Genomic DNA, 22,096 nt, shown 5'->3' with positions numbered 1-22,096 from the left:
TGTTGAAACACGGGCCCGCGCTCGTCGCCGGGGCGGCCGCGCGCCCTTCCCGGCGCGCTCCGCGCGACGGGGACCGTATGCGGTCCCCGGGCCGCCGGAGCTCCGCAGTACCGTGGACGGGTGGACAACAGGCAGGCAATCGGATCGTGGATCTCGGGCCCCCGCGCGGCGGCCGAGGACATGGGTGTGGACTTCGGCTACCGCGGCGAGCGCCTCGGGCTGCCCAAGGAGGGGCCCGGCTCCGTCGCGGGCGTGGGGCGCCGGACCGGCGCGCTCTTCATCGACTGGGCGCTCTGCGTCCTGATCGCCTACGGGCTGCTCTCCGGCGGCGAGCTCAGGGCCGCGAACAACTGGGCGCTCGCCCTCTTCGCGGTGCTCAGCCTGACCACCGTCACCACGGTCGGGAGCACGCCCGGCAAGCGGCTGATGGGCCTGCGGGTCATCGCCGAGAACGGTGGCCGGCTGGGTGCCGTACGGGTCGTCGTGCGGACGCTGCTGCTTCTGCTGGTCATCCCCGCGCTGATCTGGGACCGCGACGGCCGCGGCCTCCACGACCGCCTCGCACGGGCGGTCCAGGTCCGGATCTGACCGGCGGCCACCGGCCCGGCCTGGCCCGGTGGGACCGCCTGCCGAGCCGTCCCGGGCCCTGCCCCGCCGGCCGTCTCGGCGGCACCGTCCGCCTCCGGGCCCGGCCGGCGGGGCGGGGCACGGGCCCGAGGGGACGGCCCGGGCGGCGGTGAGCAGCCCGGAGCGGGAGACGCGAAGGGCCCGGATCCCCCGGGTTTCCAGGAGATCCGGGCCCTTCGGCCGTTCCCGGTCCGGGCGTCCGCGGTGCGCGGTGCCGCCCGCCCGGCGCGACCGGAGGCGTGAGACGACGGCCGCGGCGCGCCGGCTCAGCGCATCCGGCCGCCCTTGGGCATCCGCATCCCCTTCGGCAGCGGGCCCTTCGGCATCGGCATGTTGCTCATCAGGTCGCCCATCGCGCGCAGCCGGTCGTTGACGGTGGTGACCTGCGGGCCGGTCAGCACCCGGGGAAGCTTCAGCAGGTGGGTGCGGACCTTCTTCAGCGGCACCTGGCCCTCGCCGTTGCCCACCGTCACGTCGTGCACCGGGACGTCCGAGACGATGCGGGCCATCTTCCGCTTCTCGGCGGCCAGCAGCCCCTTGAGCCGGTTCGGGTTGCCCTCGGCCACCAGCACGATGCCCGCCTTGCCGACGGCCCGGTGGATGACGTCCTGCTGGCGGTTCATCGCCACCGCGGGCGTCACCGTCCAGCCGCGCTTCACGTTCTCCAGGACCGCCGCGGCCGCCCCCGGCTGGCCCTCCATCTGCCCGAAGGCCGCCGCCTCGGCGCGCCGTCCGAAGACGATCGCCATGGCGAGGAAGGCCAGCAGGGCGCCCAGGATGCCCAGGTACACCGGGTGGCCGATCAGGAAGCCGATCGCGAGGAGGACACCGAAGGTGACAAGTCCCACAGCCGCGAGGACGAGTCCGACCTTGGAGTCGGACCGCTTGGTCATCTTGTAGGTCAGGGCGATCTGCTTGAGCCGCCCGGGGTTCTCGGATGTTGCCTTCCTCGCCATGCCCCCGAGTTTACGTGGCCTGCGGAGCGCCGGTCGCCGCGGCCTCCAGTACGTGCTCGGCCTCGGACCGCGCCCTGGCACGGCGGCGGTCCTCCAGGACGGCGGTCCAGGCGTTGCGGCGGGCGGTGAGCTGGCCGCGGCGCAGAAGGACGGACTCCACGGCCCGCAGTGCGCCGGTGACGGACGGGATCGCGGTGGCGTGGACGGGAGAGCCCTGCATGGTCTCGTTTCCCCTCGGAGCGTCGGACGGGAGGAGGTGGCGCGGGCGGTGCGGCGGCGCCGGGGGTTCACGCGGGCGGGCGCGGCGGGCAGCGGTCCGGCGGGCGGGGAAGGCGGCTGCGCCGGACCGGCGCGTGTGCGTTCGCGGTGCGTGAATCCAGCGTCATCCCTAGGTGTTACCAGGGGGTGACCGATCGGTCAAACGCAGCGAAACAATGTTCCGAAGCGGACGAACAGTGGCCCCGGGCGGCGGGCGCAGGGGCCCTCCGGGAGGTGCCGTACGACCTCTTGACTTCGCGATCGGGAACGCTGGTGTGCGGTGCTGAAGTCCTGGGGACAGCCACGGTCACGGCCACAACCACGGCCACGGCATCGGCGCCGGGGCGGCGGGGCGGCGCCGGCCCGGGCCGCCCCGCCCCGTCAGGCGGACTGCCGGTCCGCGGCGCCGCCCCGCGCCGGTGCCTCGCCGCGCCGCTCCATCGCCTGCCGGTAGAGGCGGCCGGCGCGGTACGAGGAGCGGACGAGCGGGCCGGACATGACGCCGGCGTAGCCGATGTCCTCGGCCTCCTGCTGCAGCTCCACGAACTCCTGCGGCTTCACCCAGCGCACCACGGGGTGGTGCCGCGGCGTGGGCCGCAGGTACTGGGTGATCGTGATGAGCTCGCAGCCCGCATCGTGCAGATCCCGCAGCGCCTCGGTGATCTCCGCGCGCTCCTCGCCCATGCCCAGGATCAGGTTCGACTTGGTGACCAGCCCGTCCGCGCGGGCCTGCCGGATGACGTCGAGGGAGCGCTCGTAGCGGAAGCCGGGGCGGATGCGCTTGAAGATCCGGGGGACCGTCTCGACGTTGTGCGCGAGCACCTCGGGGCGGCTGGAGAAGACCTCGGCGAGCTGCTCGGGGACCGCGTTGAAGTCGGGGATCAGCAGCTCGACACCGGTGCCCGGCATCAGCGCGTGGATCTGCCGCACGGTCTCCGCGTAGAGCCAGGCGCCGCCGTCGTCCAGGTCGTCGCGGGCGACGCCGGTGATCGTGGCGTACTTCAGCTCCATGGAGCGCACGGACTCGGCCACGCGCCGGGGCTCGTCGCGGTCCAGCGCCTGCGGCCTGCCGGTGTCGATCTGGCAGAAGTCGCAGCGCCGGGTGCACTGGTCGCCGCCGATGAGGAAGGTCGCCTCGCGGTCCTCCCAGCACTCGTAGATGTTGGGGCAGCCGGCCTCCTGGCACACCGTGTGCAGGCCCTCGCGCTTCACCAGGCCCTGGAGTTCGGTGTACTCGGGGCCCATCCTGGCCCGGGTCTTGATCCACTCCGGCTTGCGCTCGATGGGGGTCTGGCTGTTCCGGACCTCCAGACGGAGCATCTTCCGGCCGTCGGGTGCGACTGCGGACACGTCCGGCACTCCCCTTTTCTCAGCGTTGCCTTGCGCAGGTTTTCGAATCTTCGGCGAACACCAGGGTACGCCCGTATTTTCCACGGCCGCCGCGCCGGGGTCCCCGGTCCCGTCCGCACCGCCGCTCCCGGCTTCCCCCGGTGCGCCGCGGAAGCGGGCCCCCCGGAGCCAACCCCCGCCCGGGGGCGGGCATTCCCGCCGTGGCCGGGGCGTCCGGCGGGGTGCCGGACCGGCCCGCGGCAGCGCGTCGGACGGGACCCCCGGGGGGACCCACCGGGGAGGCGTCACACGGCCCGGGGGAGCGGCTCGGCCGCCTCCAGGACCTCCCGCAGCCGCTTCTCCACCACCGGCAGCACCTCGGAGACCGGCACGGTGCGCCCCAGCTCGGCGGAGAGCGAGGTGACGCCCGCGTCGCGGATGCCGCACGGCACGATCCGGTCGAACGAGGTGTTGTCCGGCTCGCAGTTGAGCGCGAAGCCGTGCATGGTGACGCCCTTGGCCACGCGGATGCCGATCGCGGCGAGCTTGCGGTCCTCCCCGCGCTGCCCGGCGTTCGACGGCGCGTACTCCGGACCGGCCAGCCGGGGGTCGAACTGCTCGTCGTTCAGCCGGGGGTCGAAGTCCAGCGAGAGCCCGCCGAGGGAGGCCGCCGGGGCGTCCGCCGGGTCGCCGAGCACCCAGACCCCGCTGCGGCCCTCGATCCGGGAGGTCTCCACCCCGAAGTCGGCGCAGACGCGGATCAGCGCCTCCTCCAGGCGGCGCACGTGGGCCACGACGTCCACCGGGCGGGGCAGTTTCAGGATCGGATAGCCGACGAGCTGGCCCGGGCCGTGCCAGGTGATCTTGCCGCCGCGGTCGACGTCGACGACCGGGGTGCCGTCGAGCGGGCGCTCACTGTCCTCGGTCCGGCGGCCCGCCGTGTAGACGGCCTGGTGTTCCAGCAGCAGACAGGTGTCGGGAATCTCGTCCGCGAACCTCGCCGCGTGCACCCGGCGCTGCTCCTGCCACGCGGACTGGTACTCGACGGCGTCCGCCCCGAAGCCGAGGTGGACAAAGCGCAGCTCACTCACGGTGGCTCCTCTTCGAACAGCGATACGGCACTGATGGCGCCCTCCGTCACTGTACGACCGGAGCGGGACCGCCCCGCGCCCGGCCGCCGGAGGCCCGGGCCCGCGGGACCGGGCGGGCTCCCGGTCGCCGGGCTTCCCTAGCGGGCTACCGGGGGGTTCGCACCGGAATGCCGCATCCGCTCACACGATCGGATGAACAAGGCGACGAGACGGCCGAAAACGCCCCGTCTCTCGCTAAATTCGCGCCGGTCCAAGGAAGGCGATCGGGCGGGCGCGGGCTGCCGGTGCTGTGGCCGGTGAACCGTCCCGGCCACAGCACCGGGGCCTGTCGCGCCCGCTCCGCCCCACGGGTCCGGAAGGCAGGAGACCGCACAACCGATGACGGATCGACCCTCCCCCGGGCTGCGTGACGGGACCATCCCCCAGCGCATCCCCAACCGCCGCCTGGCCGCTCTCATCGCCGAGGCCGGCTTCTCCAACGCGGGACTGGCCCGCCGGGTCGACCAGCTCGGCCTGGAGCACGGCCTCGACCTGCGCTACGACAAGACGTCGGTGACCCGCTGGCTGCGCGGCCAGCAACCGCGTGGCACGACCCCGGCGCTCATCGCGGAGGTGTTCACCCGCCGGCTGGGGCGCCGGCTCACCGCACAGGACCTCGGGTTGGACGCCTGCGCCCCCGTCTACGCCGGCCTCGAGTTCGCGGAGACGCCCGCCGAGGCGGTCGACATCGTCAGCGGGCTGTGGCGGAAGGACTCCGGCAGCCACGCCGAGCTGCGGAAGATCGCCTTCACCCCGGCCGGGCTGGTGGTGCCGAGCCGCGACTGGCTGATCGGGCGGACGGACGAGAGGGTCGCCCGCTCCGGGCGGCATCCCGGAGTGAAGGAGGCCGCGGAAACCGGGGGCCGCGAGGGCCCCGCCGCCGTGCCCGGCCCCCGTACCGGCCCGGGACCCGGCCCGGGACCCGGCCCGGCGAGGCTCCGCCCCGGCGCCGTCCCGGGGCCCCGCGCCGCCCTCCGCTCCGGCAGCGGCTCCGCGGCCCCCGCATCGCCCGCCGGGAGCGACGGCCGCACGGTCTCCGCGCCGGGCCGGACCCCGCCGCTCCGCGGACGTGAGCGGGCCGATCCCGGTCCGGGAACCAGGGTGACCGCGGGCGACATCGCGGCACTGCGCTCGGTGGGCGAGCTGTTCCGCTCGCTCGACCACGCCTACGGCGGCGGCCACGCCCGGCAGGCCCTGGTCCGCTACCTCGAACACGAGGCCGAGCCGATGCTGCGCGGCTCCTACGGCGAGACCACCGGGCGGCAGCTCTTCGGCGCCGTGGCCGATCTGACCCGGCTCGCGGGCTGGACCTCGTACGACATCGCGGCGCACGGCCTCGCCCAGCGCTACTTCGTCCAGGCCCTGCGGCTCTCGCAGGCCGCCGGCGACCGGGTCTACGGCAGCTACGTCCTGGTCACCATGAGCCGCCAGGCGGTCTATCTGGGCCACGGCCGGGAGGCCGCCCAGCTCGCCCGGGTCGCGCAGCAGGGCGTGGGCTGCGGTGCGCCCCCGGTGGTGCAGTCGCTGCTGCACGCGGCCGAGGCACGGGCGCACGGCCTGCTGGGCGACGTCCGCGCCTGCACGGGAGCCCTGGCGCGGGCGGAACGCGCGCTGGAGTCGGCCCGGCCGGGCGACGAGGTGCCGTACTGGGCGCGCTTCTTCGACGAGGCCCAGCTCGCCGACGAGTTCGGGCACTGCCACCGGGACCTCGGCCAGTACCGGGCCGCCGCCCAGCACGCCGAGCGGTCGCTGCAGCTGCGCGACGCCCGCTACGCCCGGAGCCGGCTGTTCTGCCGGGTGGTGCTCGCCTCGGCCCGGCTGGGCCTGGGCGACCTGGACCAGGCCTGCGCACTGGGCGCCGAGTCCGCCCGGCAGGCGGCGGAGATGCGGTCGGTGCGCGCCACGGAGTACGTCCGCGACTTCGAACGCCGGCTGGAGCCCTTCCAGGACGCCGTGGCGGTGCGCGGCTACCGCGAGCGCGTCGCCGCGCTCTGACCGCGGCGCGGCCCGTCCGGCGCAGCCCGTCCAGCCCGTCCAGCCCGTCCAGCCCGGCCCGTCGGGCGCGGCGGAGGGCGCGGCGGAGGGGGCGGCGGAGGGGGCGGCCGGAGCGCCGCCCGCGCCGGTGCTCTCCCGCACGGCCCCGTCCGGGCCCTCCGGCCGAAGGGCGCCGTCCGTCATCCGCCGGGGGCGGGGCACGGACACCTCCCCGGCCGGGGCCGGCCTCCGTGGTGCGGACCGCGGTGCCGGGTACGGGTGGGAGCGACGGTGGCGCGCGGCGGCCCGGCGTCACGGAGGCGCCGGTGCCGTGACCGGGAGGGGCCGCCGGGAGCCGCGGCGTTCCGGTGCCGGGGGCGTCTCCCCCGTCCTTCGGGCCCGGGAGGACTCCGCAGGGCGGAACGCCGCCCGCGCTCGGGGTGCACGCGGGCGGCGCGACAGCGCGGCGAGCAGGGGCCTGCTCGCCGGGAGCCCGGGGCACGGGCGCCGTGCCGCGAGCCGGTGCACCCTCCCGGAGGTGGGGACTACGCCGCGGAGGCCACCGGTTCGGCGCTGGAGCCGGGGCGGAGGCCGAAGTCGCGCAGCACCGCCGCGGCGGCCCGGCGCCCCGAGCCGTACGCGCCCTGGGCGGTGCTCGTGTCGCGGTGGTCGCCGCACACGTAGAGCCCGTGCAGCAGGCGGACCGGCCGCTGGTGGTCGTGCGGCGCGGGCATCGCCGGCACCGCTTCCGGATCGTGCCGGACGGCGACGAGCTCCCAGTCCTCCGCGGGGGTGCCGTAGAGCTCACCGAGCTGCGCACGGGCGCTCTTGTCGAGGAGCGCCGGCGGTTCCCCCGCGGCCGTGCCGAGGACCGTGGAGGAGACGAGCGCGCGGCCGGCCGGGCTGCGCCGGGGATCCGCCGCGCTGACCACGACGGAGTGCGCCACCGGCCCGGTTCGGTCGGCGTCGAGGAGGAGCACCGGCTCCCGCGCCGGCGGTTCGGGCGCGGCGTGGTGCAGCACGGTCACCGGGTGGAAGCCGGGCAGCCGCAGGCCGGGGAGCAGCTCGGCCGCGGCGCGGGCGCCGGTGGCCACGACGACGGCGCGGCAGCCGATCTCGCCCTGCGTGTCGGTGGTGACGGAACTGGTGGCGGCGGACACGGCCCGCACCCCGGTCCGCACGGTGCCCGGCGGCAGGGCGGCCGCGAGGAGACCGGTCAGGGCGGCCGTACCGCCCTCGACGAGACTGAGCCGGCCCCGGGCGTAGCCGCGCAGCGCCAGATCGGCGCAGCGGCCGGAGGTGGTCAGCTCCGGATCGTTGAGGAGCGCGGTGAGCAGCGGCCGGAGGTAGCCGTCGACCGTGCGGGACGGCAGGCCGCGGCTGCCGGGGAACACGGCGGCGGGCAGCTCCGGCCGGGCCAGCAGCCGCTCCGTGGAGGTCCCGGCCAGCCGGGTGAGATACCCGGCGAGGCGGGCCTGGTCAAGGGCGTTCGCGCGGGCGGCCCGCGGCGCGCGGGGCGCACGGAGGGTGCGTGGGGCGCGTGCGGCACCGGCCAGTGCCCGGGCAGCGGCCCGGGTGCCCCGCGTGGTCCGCGTGGTCCGCGGCTCGGTGTACCGGTGGATGCGGCCCCCGCTGTGCACCAGCAGACCGGGGGAGAGAGGGCGCAGGACGAGATCCGCCAGTTCGGGGGCGCTCGCCAGCGCCGGCAGGGAGGGATCGAGCAGCCGCCCCGGACGGTCGAGCCGGAAGCCGCCGACCTCCTCGGTGGCCATCCGGCCGCCGATGCGGGGCGCCGCCTCCAGGACCGTCACCTCCAGGCCCGCGCTGCTGAGCCCGGCCGCCGCCGTGAGCCCCGCCAGCCCGGCGCCGACCACGACGACGTCCGTCCGGTCCGCGCCGCCGCGTCCCCTGCGGTTCCGCGCGCTGTTCTGCTGTGCGGCGTCCTGCTGCGCGGCGCTCTCGTGTGCGGTGCCGAGCACGTGCCCTCCCCGAGGTCGGCTGTGTCCCTCACCGGGTCACCTGCGGTCGCTGGAGACCTCATGCCCTCAACCGGCGACGGCAATACCCGGTTTCCCCTTCCCCCCGAGCCTAGGAACGATTGCCGTCCGGCACAGTCGCGCACCAACCGGGCACGGGCGCACGGGCGTTGGGGAGAGAGCGCCGGTGGGCGGAGGGCGGGTGGGGCCGCGCCCCCGCTGTTCCGGGCCACCCCTGCCGTGCCCGGTCCGCGCCCGGTGGCGCGGGGGCGCGGCCGTCGTGCGGCCGGCCCGGGCGCGCGGAGGACCGGGGGGCCGGGGGCCCGGCGGCTCGGGATGACGGACCGTGCCGTCGTGCGGGCCGCGGGAGCCGCGGCGGAGCGGCCGGACCGGGCCCGTACGGCGGCGGGGGCCCGTCCGGTCAGCGCAGCGCGGCGCGGATCGCGCTCTCCACGGTCGGGTGGGCGAAGGCGAAACCGGAGTCGAGCAGCCTGCGCGGCACCACGCGCTGGCTGCTCAGCACGTCCTCGGCGAACTCGCCGAGCGCCAGCCGCAGCGCGGGTGCGGGGGCGGTGGCGAGGGTCGGCCGCCGCAGCACCCGGCCCATCGCCGCCGTCACCTCCCGGTTGGTGACGGGCTCGGGCGCGGTGAGGTTGACGGGTCCGGAGAGGGAGCCGGTGGCGATGATGTGCCGCAGGGCCGCGATGTGGTCCTCCAGGGCGATGAAGCTCCAGTACTGCCGGCCGTTGCCGAGCCTCCCGCCCAGCCCGGCCCGGAACAGCGGGAACAGGCGTCCCCAGGCACCGCCTTCGCGCGCCACCACCAGCCCCGTCCGGGCGAACGCCGTCCTGACACCGGCCTCCTCGGCGGGTGCCGCCGCGGCCTCCCATTCCTGGCAGACCCCGGCGAGGAAGCCCTCACCGGGCGGCGCGCTCTCGTCGGTCTCGCGGTCGCCGGTGTCGCCGTAGTAGCCGATGGCGCTGCCGCAGACGAGAACGGGCGGCGGGGTGTCCAGCGAGGCGAGGGCCCGGGCGACGGCGGCGGTGCCGAGCACCCGGCTGTCCCGGATGGTCTTCTTGTAGCCCTCCGTCCACCGGTGCGCGGCCACCCCCGCGCCCGCGAGGTGCACCACGGCGTCGCAGCCGCGGAGCCCGCCGGTGTCCACGGAACCGCCCTCCGGGTCCCACCGCGCCTCGTCCGGTGCCCGGGGAGGCCGGCGTACGAGCCGTACGGTCTCGTGGCCTCCCTCGGCGTGCAGGGAGCGGAGGAGGGCCGAACCGATGAGGCCGGAGGCGCCGGTGATCGCGATACGCATGAGCCCATCCTGCCCCCGCGGCACGGGTGGTGACGGGTATTGGGCGGCGGTGGCACAGTGACGCCCATGCCCGAACCGCTCATACGTCCGGTTCACCCGGTGACGGTCCGTCCCGCCCTGCCCGTCGACGGGGCCGCGCTCGGCGACCTCGACCGCCGCGTCTGGTCGCGGCTGCACTCCGTGCAGCCGGAACCTCCCGCTCCGGGCGCCGCCTTCTTCGACGCGGCGCACCGGCCTGAGGAGATGCTCGTCGCCGAGATCCAGGCGCGGATCGCCGGCTACATCCGGCTGGTGCCGCCGACCCGGCTGCCGTCCAACGCCCACGTCCGGCAGATCCAGGGCCTCGCGGTCGACACCTGGGCGCGCGGCCGGGGGGTCGCCCGGGCGCTCCTCGGCGCGGCCTGCGACGAGGCGCGGCGGCAGGGCGCGGTCCGGATCACGCTGCGGGTGCTGGGCCACAACACTCCGGCCCGGCGGCTGTACGAGTCCGCGGGGTTCGCCGTGGAGGGTGTGCTGCCGGGCGAGTTCCTGCTGGACGGGGAGTACGCCGACGATGTCCTGATGGGGCGCCCCCTGGGGCCCGGGACGGGCTGAGGGCGGCGCGGGGACGGACGGCCCGGGGCGGCGCCGGGCAGGGCGGTCCGGCGCCTCACCGGGCGGGCGGGAAGCGCTCGGCGAGGGCGGGAAAGCGCTCCGCCAGCGCCGCACGGTCCTCCAGGCCGAGAGGGCTGCCCTCGGGTTCGGCCGGCTGTTCGGGCAGCCCGAGGTCCGGCAGTTCCACCGCGGTGAGCTGCTCGTACGCCTCGTAGGGCGCGTAGCCGAGGTCCTCCCCGTCGCCGTCCAGTTCGTCGTCGAAGTCCTCCAGCAGTTCCGCCAGATCGTCCGGCTCGTGCAGCGCGCCCTCGAACACCTGCCGCCCCTGCCCGATCAGCCAGCAGCGGAACCCGTCGAACGCCTCTTCGCCGGGGTCGTCCAGCAGCAGCCGGGCGGCGGCCCACAGGTCCCAGCGGTAGGCGCGGGCCAGCCGGGACTCGAAGTGCCGGGCGAAGTCCACGACCGATTCGGGATCCAGCAGCACCAGCCGCTGCACCAGTGCGTCCGCCTGCTCCACCGGGTCACCGCCGGCGGCCTCGCGGGAGCTGTCGACGATCGCCCAGAACTCCGTCTCGTCCATCACGGAACCAGCATCGGCCCTGCCCACCCGCCGCGCACGCGCAGCATGCCGCATGCGGCCGTGTCGTTATCAGCCGGGCCGATCAGCCGGAAATCGGGGGACCGCCGGGGGCGCGGGAGGCCGGAGCGGGACACGCCCGTGATGCCGCGGAAAAGACGACAGAAGATGTCCGCATTGCCTGCCAGGGTCGTGCCGTGCGCACGGGAGACGGAACCGTGCGCACGGGAGACGGAACCGTGCGGACGGCACGGACGGCGGAAGGAACGGCACAGGTGAAGGAACAGGGCGGACTGGCGGGCCGGGTGGCGCTCGTCGCGGGAGCCACCCGCGGCGCGGGACGCGCCATCGCCGTACAACTGGGGGCCGGGGGTGCGACCGTCTATGCGACCGGCCGCACCACTCGGGAGCGGCGCAGCGAGGTGGACCGCCCGGAGACCATCGAGGAGACCGCCGAACTCGTGACCGCCGCGGGCGGCCGGGGCATCGCGGTGCCCACCGACCACCTGGACCGGGAACAGGTCCGCGCGCTGACCGAGCGCGTCGAGCGGGAGCAGGGGCGGCTGGACGTCCTCGTCAACGACCTCTGGGGCGGCGAACACCTGGTCGACTTCGGGAAGAAGATGTGGGAGATCGGACTGGACCGCGGCCTGCGCATGCTGCGGCTGGGCGTCGAGAGCCACATCGTCACCAGCCACTACGCGCTGCCGCTGCTGATCCGCCGCCCGGGCGGGCTGCTGGTGGAGATCACGGACGGCACCGCCGAGACCAACAGGGACTACCGCGAGAGCCTCTACTACGACCTCACCAAGTACGCGCCCCTGCGGATGGCCCTCGGCCTCGGCACGGAGCTGAAGGAGTACGGCTGCACGGCGGTCGCCGTCACGCCCGGCTTCCTCCGTTCCGAGCAGATGCTCGACCACTTCGGCGTGACGGAGGAGAACTGGCGGGACGGGGTGGCCGAGGAGCCCGGCTTCGCCATCTCGGAGTCACCCGTGTTCGTCGGCCGGGCCGTCGCGGCGCTGGCCGCCGATCCGGAGGTGGCGCGCTGGAACGGGCAGTCGCTGTCCAGCGGGCAGCTCTCCCGCGTCTACGGTTTCACGGACACCGACGGCACCCGGCCGGACGCCTGGCGGTACATCAAGGAGGTGACCCTGGGCGGCCGGGAGGCGGACGACGCGGAGTACCGCTGAGCTGCGGGCCGCGGCCCGGCGTCCCTGGTCAGGGGCCCCGGGCTTCCGGCTACCGGCCGTACAGCGCCGCCGCGCGGGCCGCCGACTCCGCGCAGCGGGCGCGCAGCTCCGGCGGCTCCAGCAGTTCGGCCTCCGGGCCCAGGGCGAGCAGTTGGTCGTGGGCCACGTCGAGCGACTCCACGGGCAGGGTGACGGTGATCCGCCCCTGCCCGTCGGGCTCCCCGGCCGCGGCGAGCCCCTCCCGCGCCGCCGCCCGGTCGGTGACGTGCGGCAGCTTCCGCGCCCCGGCCGCGGAGAGGCGTACGACGACCGTGTCGCGCAGGATCGCGCGGGCGAACTCCGCCGCCCGCTCCCGCCAGAAACCCGGCAGATCGAACGCCTCGTCCCGGACGAAGCGCTCCCCGGAGACGGTGACGGAGCCGAAGCGCTCCACGCGGTACACCCGGTACGCCCGGTCGCCGGGCGCCGCCCCCGGGCCCGCCGCCGGTTCCGCACGCGGTTCCGCACGCGGTTCCGCACGGGGCGTCCCGACCCGCGTCCGGCCGGGACGGGCGCCGGGTACCGCACCGGTCCGGTCTCCTCCGCCTCCGTCTCCGCCACCGGTCCCCGGTTCGTGGGCTCCGTCGTCCGGCGCGCCGGCTTCGCGTCCCGCCCCGCGGAACCGTCCTGCACCGGGGCCGGGGCAGCCGCCGCCCCGCCCCGGGGCTTCGTCCCGCCGGCCCCCGGACGTCTTCCCGGGCCCGCCGGGGCTCCCCGGCACCGGGACCGCGGCCGCCGCCGGCCGGGAGCGGCCCCCGGCGTCCGCCGGCCGGGCCGCCAGGTACCAGACGCCCGCCTTGAGGACGAGCCCGTACGGTTCCAGAGTGCGGTGCACCTCGGTGCCGCCGGCCTCCGCCCGCCGCCGGTAGCGGGCCGTCAGCAGCCGGTCGCCCCACACCGCCTCCGCGACCTCGGGGAGCACGTCCGGGGTGACCGGCTCCTGCCACCAGCCCGGCGCGTCCAGGTGGAAGCGCTGCGCCGCGCTCGCGGGGGTGTCGCTCAGTTCGGGCAGCAGCGCGGCCGTCACCTTCAGACGGGCCGCCGAGGCGGTGTCCGCCAGGCCCATGTCGCGGAGCGCGGAGGGCACTCCCGAGAGGAACAGCGCCTCCGCCTCCCCACGGCCGAGACCGGTCAGACGGGTGCGATAGCCGCCGATGAGCCGGTACCCGCCGGCCCGGCCGCGCGCCGCGTAGACGGGGACCCCCGCCTCCGAGAGCGCCAGCACGTCCCGGGTGACGGTGCGTTCCGACACCTCCAGCTCCCGCGCCAGTTCGGCCCCGGTCATCGACGGCCGGGACTGGAGGAGGAGGACCATGCGGATCAGGCGGGCGGCGCGCATGGGCGCCATCATGCCGGGGCTTCCCGGCCGGCGGTCACGGGCCCTGCGCCCGGGCCCTGCGCCCGGGCCGTGAACCCGGGACCGCGAACGGCGGCGCCCCCGCCCGGACGGACCGGGACGGGGGCGCCGCCGTGCCATGGCCGGAGGGCCGTGGAGCCCTTACAGGCCGAGATCGCTCTCGAACGCGCCTTCTTCCAGGCGGGTCTTGAGGGTCCCCAGGAAACGGGCCGCGTCGGCGCCGTCCACCAGGCGGTGGTCGTACGTCAGCGCGAGGTAGACCATGTCGCGGATGGCGATGGACTCGCCCTCCGGGGTGTCCACCACGACCGGACGCCGGACGGTGGCCCCGATGGCCAGCATCGCGACCTGCGGCTGGTTGAGGATCGGGGTGTCGAACAGCGCGCCGCGCGAGCCGGTGTTGGTCACCGTGAAGGTGCCGCCCGAGAGCTCGTCCGGCTTGAGGCCGCCGTTGCGGGTGCGGTTGGCCAGGTCGGCGGTCTTCTTGGCGATGCCGGCCAGGTTCAGGTCGCCCGCGTTGTCGATGACCGGGACGAAGAGGCCCTTCTCCGTGTCCACCGCGATACCGATGTTCTCGGTGTCGTGGTAAGTGATGGTCTCGTCGTCGTTGATCTTGGCGTTGACGGCCGGGTGGACCTTCAGCGCCTCGGTGACGGCCTTCACGAAGAACGGCATCGGGGAGAGCTTGACGCCCTCGCGCGCCAGGAACTGCTCCTTGGCCCGCGCCCGGAGCCGCATGACACGGGTGACGTCCGCCTCGATCACGGTGGTCAGCTGCGCCGAGACCTTGAGGGACTCGGTCATGTGCTTGGCCGTGGCCTTGCGGATCCGGCTCATCTTCACCGTCTGGCCGCGCAGCGGGGACGGCTGCACCGGCGCGGCGGCCTTCGGGGCCGGCGCGGCGGCGGCCGGAGCCGCGGCCTTGGCGGCCTCGGCGGCGGCGACGACGTCCTGCTTGCGGATGCGGCCACCGACACCGGTGCCCTTCACCGAGGACAGGTCCACGCCGTGCTCGGCGGCGAGCTTGCGCACCAGCGGGGTGACGTACGCGCCCTCACCGCCGGGCTCGGCGGCGGCCCGCGGAGCCGGCGCGGGGGCCGGGGCGGGCACGGGAGCGGCCGGCTGCGGTTCCGGAGCCGGGGCCTCGGCGCGCTGCGGAGCCGGGGCCTGCGGGGCCTGCGGAGCCGGAGCCGGGGCGGGCTCCGGCGCGGGAGCCGGAGCGGGGGCGGGAGCCTCCTGCTTCGGGGCCTCCTGCGCCGGCGCGGGCGCCGGGGCCGGGGCGGCGGCCGGGGCCTGGCCGGCCGCGCCGATGACGGCCAGCTTGGCGCCGACCTCGGCCGTCTCGTCCTCGCCGACCACGATCTCCAGCAGGGTGCCGGCGGCGGGCGACGGGATCTCGGTGTCGACCTTGTCCGTCGAGACCTCCAGCAGCGGCTCGTCGGCCTCGACCGACTCACCGACCTCCTTCAGCCACCGGGTGACGGTGCCCTCGGTCACGGACTCACCCAGGGCGGGCAGGGTGACCGGGGTGCCCTCGGCGCCCCCGGCGGACGGCGCCGGAGCGGCCTGCGGCTGCGGGGCCTCGGCCTGCGGGGCCGGGGCCGGGGCGGGCTCGGGCTGGGAGGCGCCCGGGGCGGCGGGCTCGGCGGCCACCGCCGCCTCCCCGGCCTGCCCGGCGGGGGCGCCGGAACCGTCGTCGATGACGGCCAGTTCGGCGCCGACCTCGACGGTCTCGTCCTCGGCGACCTTGATGGAGGAGAGAACACCGGCCGCCGGAGCCGGGATCTCGGTGTCGACCTTGTCGGTCGAGACCTCGAGCAGCGGCTCGTCGGCCTCGACACGTTCACCCTCGGCCTTCAGCCATCGGGTGACGGTGCCCTCGGTCACGCTCTCGCCGAGCGCCGGGAGGGTTACGGAAACCGCCATGGTTTCGGTTGCTCCTATCGAATGGTGCGGATGTGGGCGCGCCCGGGATCAGTCGTGGGAGTGCAGCGGCTTGCCGGCCAGCGCCAGGTGGGCCTCGCCGAGCGCCTCGTTCTGCGTGGGGTGGGCGTGGACCAGCTGGGCGACCTCGGCCGGCAGCGCCTCCCAGTTGTAGATCAGCTGCGCTTCCCCGATCAGTTCGCCCATCCGGTCACCGACCATGTGGACGCCGACCACGGCGCCGTCACGCACCTGGACGAGCTTGATCTCGCCCGCGGTCTTCAGGATCTTGCTCTTGCCGTTGCCGCCGAGGTTGTACTTGAGGGCGACGACCTTGTCGGCACCGTACATCTCCTTGGCCTTCGCCTCGGTGACGCCGACGGAGGCGACCTCCGGGTGGGAGTAGGTGACGCGCGGCACACCGTCGTAGTCGATCGGCACGGTCTTCAGCCCGGCCAGCCGCTCCGCGACGAGGATGCCCTCGGCGAAGCCGACGTGCGCCAGCTGGAGGGTGGGGATGAGGTCGCCGACGGCGGAGATCGTGGGGACGTTGGTCCGCAGGTACTCGTCGACGAGGACGTAGCCGCGGTCCATGGCGACCCCGGCCTCCTCGTAGCCGAGGCCCTGCGAGACGGGGCCGCGGCCGACGGCGACGAGCAGCAGCTCGGCCTCGAACGTCTTGCCGTTCTCCAGGGAGACCTTCACCCCGTCGTTCGTGTACTCGACGCCCGAGAAGCGGGAGCCGAGCGAGAAGGTGATGCCGCGCTTGCGGAAGGCCCGCTCCAGCAGCTTGGAGCTGTTCTCGTCCTCGACGGGGACGAGGTGGGGGAGGGCCTCGACGATGGTCACGTCGGTGCCGAAGGACTTCCAGGCGGAGGCGAACTCGCAGCCGATGACACCGCCGCCGAGGACCACCGCCGACTTCGGCACCCGGTCCAGGGTCAGCGCGTGGTCGGAGGAGATGACGCGGTTGCCGTCGATCTCCAGGCCGGGGAGGGACTTCGGCACCGAGCCGGTCGCCAGCAGGATGTGCCGGCCCTCGTAGCGCTGCCCGTCCACGTCCACCGACGTGGGGGAGGACAGCCGGCCCTCGCCGGTGACATACGTCACCTTGCGGGAGGCGACCAGGCCCTGCAGGCCCTTGTAGAGGCCGGAGACCACACCGTCCTTGTACTTGTTCACGCCCGCCATGTCGATGCCGTCGAACGACGTCTGGACGCCGAACTGGGCGCCCTCGCGGGCCTGGTCGGCGATCTCACCGGCGTGCAGCAGAGCCTTCGTGGGGATGCAGCCGCGGTGCAGACAGGTGCCGCCGAGCTTGTCCTTCTCGATGAGTGCGACGTCCAGGCCCAGCTGCGCCCCGCGCAGGGCGGCGGCGTAGCCACCGCTGCCGCCGCCGAGGATCACTAGGTCGAAAACGGTGCTGGCGTCGTTCGCCACGTCACGTCCTCCATGCATGGGTGCGCCGGAGCCGGTCTTCCGAGACCGGGCGGCGGCTGTTGTTCGGCCGCTGAGTTCTTCAAGCCCGTCCGTGTGGCTCGCTCGGTACGTGAGCCGGGGCCCTGTCCTGCCGAGACAACATCTTCGCATTTGTTGACGGCCGACGGGACGCGGGGCCGGTCCTCGGGACGCCCGTCCGGCCGAGGCAGGAGGTTACTTGCGCGTAGGGCCGGTGGGGGCGGGCCGCGGGGCCCGGTGGACACTGGTCGGTTGCCCCGCATCTGCCCCGGAGGGGCGCGGGAATGCCCCCGGGGATTTCGTCCAGGGCGAACGGACGGGCGAACGCGGCACGGCCGGGGGCGGCCCCGGCCGGGCCGTCCGGGCGCCCTCCCGGTGCCGCCGCGGAACGGCACCGGCCGCCGCCGGACCGGTGTTCCGGGTCCGGCGGCGGCCGGCGGTGCCCGGAGCGCGGGCGCTCCGGCGGGCGACGGGGCGGGAACTCCGCGGCGGGGCTCCGCGGCGGAGCTCCGGCGGCCCGCGGCGGGGCCCGGCCCGTCAGCCCAGGTCGCCCGCCGCGGTGCGCTCGGCCAGCCGCACCAGCGTGCGGACCGCCGAACCCGTGCCGCCCTTGGGGGTGTAGCCGTACGGGGCGCCCTCGTGGAAGGCCGGGCCGGCGATGTCCAGGTGCGCCCAGGTGATGCCCTCGCCCAGGAACTCCTTCAGGAAGAGACCGGCGACGAGCCCGCCGCCCATCCGCTCGCCCATGTTGGCGATGTCGGCCACCGGGGAGTCCATGCCCTTGCGGAGCTCCGCCGGCATCGGCATCGGCCAGGACTGCTCGCCCGCCTCCTGGGAGATCTCGTGCAGCGAGGTGCGGAAGGCGTCGTCGTTCGACATGATCCCGAACGTGCGGTTGCCCAGCGCCAGCACCATCGCGCCGGTCAGCGTCGCCACGTCCACGATCGCGTCCGGCTTCTCCTCCGAGGCGCGGGCCAGGGCGTCCGCGAGCACCAGCCGGCCCTCGGCGTCGGTGTTCAGCACCTCGACGGTCTTGCCGCTGTACATCCGCAGCACGTCGCCGGGACGGGTCGCCGAGCCGGACGGCATGTTCTCGGCCAGCGCCAGCCAGCCGGTCACGTTGACCGCGACACCCAGCCGCGCCGCGGCGGTGACGGCGGCGAACACGGCGGCCGCACCGCTCATGTCGCACTTCATCGTCTCGTTGTGGCCGGCCGGCTTGAGGGAGATGCCGCCCGAGTCGTAGGTGATGCCCTTGCCCACCAGGGCGAGGGTCTTCTTGGCCTTGGCGTGCGTGTACGCGATCCGGACCAGCCGCGGAGGGTTCTCCGAGCCCTTGCCGACGCCGAGGATGCCGCCGTAGCCGCCCTTGGCGAGCGCCTTCTCGTCCAGCACCTCGACCTTCAGGCCGTGCTCCTTGGCGGCCTCCTGCACGGACGCCGCGAACGCCTTCGGGTGCAGGTCGTTGGGCGGCATGTTGACCAGGTCGCGCGCCCGGTTGACCTCGGCGGCCAGCGCCGTCGCGCGCTCCGCCGCCGCCTTGAACGCCTTGTCGCGCGGCTTGCCGCCCAGCAGGGTCACCTCGGCCAGCGGCGTGCTCTTGTCGTCCTTCTTCCGGCCGCCGGCCGGGGCGGAGCGGTACGCGGTGAAGGTGTACGCGCCGAGCAGCGCGCCCTCCGCCACGGCCGCCGCGTCGTCCGCGTCCTCGACCGGCAGGGCGAACCCGCCCTTCTTGGCACCGGCCAGCGCACGGGCCGCCGAACCGGCTGCCCGGCGGAGCACCTCGCCGTCGAAGCGGCCGCCCTCGGCCGGGGCGTCGCCGAGGCCCACCGCCAGCACGACCGGGGACTTGAGACCGGACGGCGCGGGGAGCTTCGTCACCTCGCCCTCGCCGCCGGTGGCGCCGAGCGTCTCCAGGACGGCGGCCAGCTTGCCGTCGAAGGCCTTCACCACGGCCTCGGCTCCGGCCGCCGGGACGGGCCCCTTGGCGCCCTTGGCCACGCCGACGACGATGGCGTCCGCGCGGAGCGCGGCCGGGGACGAAGTGCTGAGAGTCAGTGCAGTCACGGTGGTGGGGTCTCTCTCTTCCGTTGAGTTCCTCGGCCGATGGATGGGCCGGCCGCGCCCGGGGCATCGTATGCGGCGGGCGGATGCCGGCCGCCGATGGACGGGCGTGGGGGGTGCTTCACCGGGAACCCTAGCCCTCACCGGGCGGCCCGTTCAGTGCCCGGACGCGGCGGGCGGGGCCCGCCGGCCCTTCCGCCGCCCGGCCTCCGGCCGCGCGGGACGGGGCGGGTGCGGGTCGGGGGCCCCGTACGGCAGTTGACGCCCCGGCGGATCGCGGGCGGTTCTTCCGAGACCGCCCGTCCTCGGCTCCGTCCTTCGGCTCCGCCGTCTGCCTCCGCCGTCTGCCCCCGCCGTCCGGCGGCGTGACGACGGACACAGATACGCCGGGGAACGGACCGCGACCGGCGCCGGCCGGCCCGGGGCCCCGGACGGGAACGGCGGGCAGGAGCCCGGGAGCCGCCTCCCGTACGGTTGTTCAGCCGAGGGCGAGCACGACCAGGGTCGCCGTCGCGGCCGTCTCGGCGAGGGCGCCGAAGACGTCGCCCGTCACCCCGCCGAACCGCGACCGGCAGTGGCGGAGCAGGAGTTCGGCGGCGCCGAGACCGGCCAGGACGGCGAGCGCGGTCCGCGCGGCCGCCCACGGACCGAGGACCGCCCCGGCCGCGGCGCACACCGCCGTGACGACGGCCGCCGCCGCGAACGCCGTCCGCACGGGGACCGCGCCCGCGACCGCCGCGCCCAGACCGCCCGGACGGGCCGCGGGCACTCCGGCACGGGAGGCGAGAGTGAGCGCGCCGCGTGCGGCCACCGCGGCCACGACGGCGGCGACCGCGCCCGGCGCCCAGCCCTCCGCGTACAGCTCGGACAGGGCCGCGGTCTGCGCGAACAGCAGGAGGACGAGGGTGACGACCCCGAACGGGCCGATGTCCGGCTGCTTCATGATCCGCAGGGCTTCCCCGGCGGGCCTGCCACTGCCGAGGCCGTCGGCGGTGTCGGCGAGACCGTCCAGGTGCAGCCCGCGGGTGAGCGCCGCCGGTACGGCGGCAGCGGCGACTGCGGCGAGCAGCGGACCGGCGCCCAGCAGGAGCAGGACACCCCCGAGCAGCCCCGCGCAGAGGCCGAGGACGGCACCGGCGGCCGGGGCGCACACCATGCCGCCCCGCGCCGCCGCCCGGTCCCAGCGGGTGACGCGCACCGGCAGCGCCGTCAGCGTGCCGAAAGCGAAGCGCAGCGCGTCCTCCGGGGTGGCCGCGCCCTCACCGGGGGCCCCGGGCCTTCCGGGCGGAGGCGCGGCGGTCGGAGGCGCGGGGCCGCCGTCCGGGGGGACCGGGCCCGCGTCCGGCGGCGGGGGGCGCTCGTCCCGGGGCTCCGCGGCCGGGGAGGAGAGCCCCTCGCCCGGGGCGGTGGGGTCCCGGTCCCGGGAGGCACCGTCCGCCGCCCGGGCGGCGGGCAGGTCCCGGCCCGGGGAGGCGGGTTCGCCGTCCGGTGGTGCGGAGCCCCCCGCGGGGGAGACGGGAGCGGGGCCGTCGCCCGGGGGCGCGGCACGGCTCGGGTCGTCGGCAGTCGGCTCGGTCACGCGGCGCAGGTTATCCGGCGCCCCGCCGACCGCCAATGGGCGGTGCCGCGCGGATGCCGGCCGGGTCCTCGCGCGGCGGGCGCGGCGGGCGCGGCGGCCCGGGCCTGCCCGCGTGCCGGCCGTGCCGGCCGTGCCGCCTGTGCCGCCTGTGCCGCCTGTGCCGCCTGTGCCGCCTGTGCCGCCTGTGCCGCCTGTGCCGCCCGTGCCGCCTGTGCCGGCCGTGCCGGCCGGGAAGAGGGACGGCGTGCGGGTCACCGCCCGGTGTCCGTCCCCCGGCGTGCGGCCGCCCGGTGTTCCGGCGTTGCGGTGCCGCCGGGCCCGGGCCCGGGCCCGGAGTTCAGGGACCCGGATACCGGAACCCGGCTCTCTCCGGGTACGGGCGTGCTGGGGCCGGTGACCGCCCGGCGGAAGCGATGGCCCCGAGGCCGGGTGTCCGGACGTCCGTCAGGCTGTTCCGTCCCCGGGCGTCTCCCGGGCGGCCGATGCGGTGGTGGGCTCCGGTTCCGAGGCCGGCGCCGAGTCCGTTCCCGGACCGGAGTCCGTTCCCGGACCGGAGTCCGTTCCCGGCCCCGAGTCCGTTCCCCGGGCCGGCCCGGACTCCGGGGCGGGCCCTGGCTCGTCCGCCGCGTCGCGCCGGTCCTCGCGCCGTTCCGGGAGCTCCGCCAGCAGGGCGGCCGCCGCCTGCACCATCGGCAGGGCGAGCAGGGCGCCGGTGCCCTCACCCGCCGTCACCCCGTGGTCCAGCAGCGGGTCCATGGCCATCCGGTCCAGGGCCTTCTCCTGTGCGGGCTCGCCGCTCGCCTGGCCCGCGAGCCACCAGTCCGGAGCCCGGAAGGCCACGCGCTGCCCGACCAGTGCGCAGGCGGCGGAGACGACCCCGTCCAGGATCACCGGGGTGCGGCGTACGGCGCACTGGAGCAGGAAGCCGGTCATGGCGGTGAGGTCCGCGCCGCCCGTGGCAGCGAGCAGGGCGAGCTGGTCGCCGAGGACCGGCCGGGCGCGGCGCAGCGCGTCCCGGATCGCCGCGCACTTGCGCATCCACGCCAGGTCGTCGATGCCCGCTCCGCCGCGGCCGGTCACCACGGAGGCGTCGGTGCCGCACAGGGCGGCGATGAGGGTGCTCGCCGCGGTGGTACCGCCGACGCTGAGGTCGCCGAGGACCACGAGGTCGGTGCCGGAGTCGGCCTCCTCGTCGGCGACGGCCATCCCGGCACGGAACGCCTGTTCGGCCTCTTCGGAGGTGAGCGCGTTCTCGACGTCGATCCGGCCCGAGCCGCGCCGCACCCGGTGGCGTACGACCTCCTCGGGGAACGCGCCGGGATCGCAGTCCAGCGACATGTCCACGACGCGTATCCCGGCTCCGAACCGCCGGGCCAGGACGGCCGCCGGGCTCTCCCCGTCGAGGACGGCGCGCACCAGCCGGTGCGCGCTGCCGGCGGGGCGGCCGGAGACGCCCAGCGCGGCCACCCCGTGGTCGCCGGCGAAGAGCACGACGCGGGGCCGTTCGACCGGCCTGACGATGACGGCGTGCTGCGCGGCGGCGAGCCACTCCCCGAGATCGTCCAGCCGCCCGAGGGCCCCGGGCCGGACCGCGAGCCGCTCCCTGCGCTCTTCGGCGTCACGCCGTACCCCGGAGTCGGGGCGCTCGATCAGATTGCCGAAGTCATCGAGATTCAGACCGCTCATCCGCCGAACACTACCGTTGCCGGGCGCATGCCCGGGCGCCGCGGGGCGAGGTTCCGCCACC

17 protein-coding genes are annotated in these 22,096 nt (G+C 76.0%); 4 read left to right on the top strand and 13 right to left on the bottom strand.

Annotated features, from left to right (window positions below; translation table 11 throughout):
* Positions 1-120: 120 nt before the first annotated feature.
* Positions 121-588 (top strand): RDD family protein, encoded by a 468-nt coding sequence (locus tag KBZ10_RS11500; RefSeq protein ID WP_210987465.1) that lies wholly within the window; start codon positions 121-123, stop codon positions 586-588.
* Positions 589-893: 305 nt separating this feature from the next.
* On the opposite strand, the gene KBZ10_RS11495 is transcribed toward KBZ10_RS11500, so the two are convergent.
* The 4 genes from KBZ10_RS11495 to lipB form a co-directional block, all read right to left on the bottom strand.
* Entirely contained in the window at positions 894-1,583 is a 690-nt protein-coding gene (locus KBZ10_RS11495) for a DUF4191 domain-containing protein (protein WP_210987464.1), read from the bottom strand.
* 10 nt (positions 1,584-1,593) lie between these two features.
* Positions 1,594-1,803, bottom strand: coding sequence for a hypothetical protein (locus tag KBZ10_RS11490; protein ID WP_030543089.1), 210 nt, complete (start codon positions 1,801-1,803; stop codon positions 1,594-1,596).
* 419 nt (positions 1,804-2,222) lie between these two features.
* Positions 2,223-3,191 (bottom strand): lipoyl synthase, encoded by a 969-nt coding sequence (lipA, locus tag KBZ10_RS11485; RefSeq protein WP_210987463.1) that lies wholly within the window; start codon positions 3,189-3,191, stop codon positions 2,223-2,225.
* A gap of 284 nt (positions 3,192-3,475) precedes the next feature.
* Positions 3,476-4,261 carry a lipoyl(octanoyl) transferase LipB gene (gene lipB, locus KBZ10_RS11480; protein WP_210987462.1) on the bottom strand — a complete coding sequence of 262 codons (786 nt, stop codon included), beginning with the start codon at positions 4,259-4,261 and terminating at the stop codon, positions 3,476-3,478.
* 378 nt (positions 4,262-4,639) lie between these two features.
* On the opposite strand from lipB, the gene KBZ10_RS11475 reads away from it, so the two are divergent.
* On the top strand, positions 4,640-6,295 hold the full coding sequence (locus KBZ10_RS11475; RefSeq protein WP_210987461.1) for a regulator: 1,656 nt from the start codon (positions 4,640-4,642) through the stop codon (positions 6,293-6,295).
* 524 nt (positions 6,296-6,819) lie between these two features.
* Here KBZ10_RS11475 and KBZ10_RS11470 read toward each other — a convergent pair.
* On the bottom strand, positions 6,820-8,253 hold the full coding sequence (locus tag KBZ10_RS11470) for an FAD-dependent oxidoreductase (protein ID WP_210987460.1): 1,434 nt from the start codon (positions 8,251-8,253) through the stop codon (positions 6,820-6,822).
* A 418-nt stretch (positions 8,254-8,671) separates the two neighbouring features.
* A complete protein-coding gene (locus KBZ10_RS11465) occupies positions 8,672-9,565 on the bottom strand; it encodes a TIGR01777 family oxidoreductase (protein WP_210987459.1) in 894 nt (297 codons plus the stop codon).
* A 66-nt stretch (positions 9,566-9,631) separates the two neighbouring features.
* Here KBZ10_RS11465 and KBZ10_RS11460 point away from each other — a divergent pair, with 66 nt between their 5' ends.
* Positions 9,632-10,159 (top strand): GNAT family N-acetyltransferase, encoded by a 528-nt coding sequence (locus tag KBZ10_RS11460; protein WP_210987458.1) that lies wholly within the window; start codon positions 9,632-9,634, stop codon positions 10,157-10,159.
* A gap of 55 nt (positions 10,160-10,214) precedes the next feature.
* Here the strand turns inward: KBZ10_RS11460 and KBZ10_RS11455 are convergent, their stop codons facing one another.
* Positions 10,215-10,739 (bottom strand): DUF4240 domain-containing protein, encoded by a 525-nt coding sequence (locus KBZ10_RS11455; RefSeq protein WP_210987618.1) that lies wholly within the window; start codon positions 10,737-10,739, stop codon positions 10,215-10,217.
* 272 nt (positions 10,740-11,011) lie between these two features.
* On the opposite strand from KBZ10_RS11455, the gene KBZ10_RS11450 reads away from it, so the two are divergent.
* Entirely contained in the window at positions 11,012-11,929 is a 918-nt protein-coding gene (locus KBZ10_RS11450; RefSeq protein WP_210987617.1) for an SDR family oxidoreductase, read from the top strand.
* Positions 11,930-11,978: 49 nt separating this feature from the next.
* On the opposite strand, the gene KBZ10_RS11445 is transcribed toward KBZ10_RS11450, so the two are convergent.
* From KBZ10_RS11445 to cobT, 6 genes are all read right to left on the bottom strand, one after another.
* Positions 11,979-13,307 carry a YafY family protein gene (locus KBZ10_RS11445; protein ID WP_210987457.1) on the bottom strand — a complete coding sequence of 443 codons (1,329 nt, stop codon included), beginning with the start codon at positions 13,305-13,307 and terminating at the stop codon, positions 11,979-11,981.
* Between the two features lie 159 nt (positions 13,308-13,466).
* Entirely contained in the window at positions 13,467-15,251 is a 1,785-nt protein-coding gene (gene sucB / locus KBZ10_RS11440) for a 2-oxoglutarate dehydrogenase, E2 component, dihydrolipoamide succinyltransferase (protein ID WP_210987456.1), read from the bottom strand.
* A 48-nt stretch (positions 15,252-15,299) separates the two neighbouring features.
* Positions 15,300-16,688 (bottom strand): dihydrolipoyl dehydrogenase, encoded by a 1,389-nt coding sequence (gene lpdA / locus KBZ10_RS11435; protein WP_210987455.1) that lies wholly within the window; start codon positions 16,686-16,688, stop codon positions 15,300-15,302.
* Between the two features lie 555 nt (positions 16,689-17,243).
* The gene (locus KBZ10_RS11430; protein WP_210987454.1) at positions 17,244-18,773 is read right to left on the bottom strand and encodes a leucyl aminopeptidase; all 1,530 of its coding nucleotides are present in this window, start codon (positions 18,771-18,773) and stop codon (positions 17,244-17,246) included.
* 475 nt (positions 18,774-19,248) lie between these two features.
* Complete coding sequence (locus tag KBZ10_RS11425; RefSeq protein ID WP_247702233.1) at positions 19,249-20,004, bottom strand: adenosylcobinamide-GDP ribazoletransferase; 756 nt, start codon at positions 20,002-20,004, stop codon at positions 19,249-19,251.
* Positions 20,005-20,793: 789 nt separating this feature from the next.
* Entirely contained in the window at positions 20,794-22,035 is a 1,242-nt protein-coding gene (gene cobT, locus KBZ10_RS11420; protein WP_210987453.1) for a nicotinate-nucleotide--dimethylbenzimidazole phosphoribosyltransferase, read from the bottom strand.
* Between the last annotated feature and the right edge of the window lie 61 nt (positions 22,036-22,096).

The sequence above is a fragment of the Streptomyces sp. F63 genome, assembly GCF_018070345.1.
GTDB lineage: Bacteria > Actinomycetota > Actinomycetes > Streptomycetales > Streptomycetaceae > Streptomyces.
This window is presented reverse-complemented; position numbering and strand designations above follow the sequence as displayed.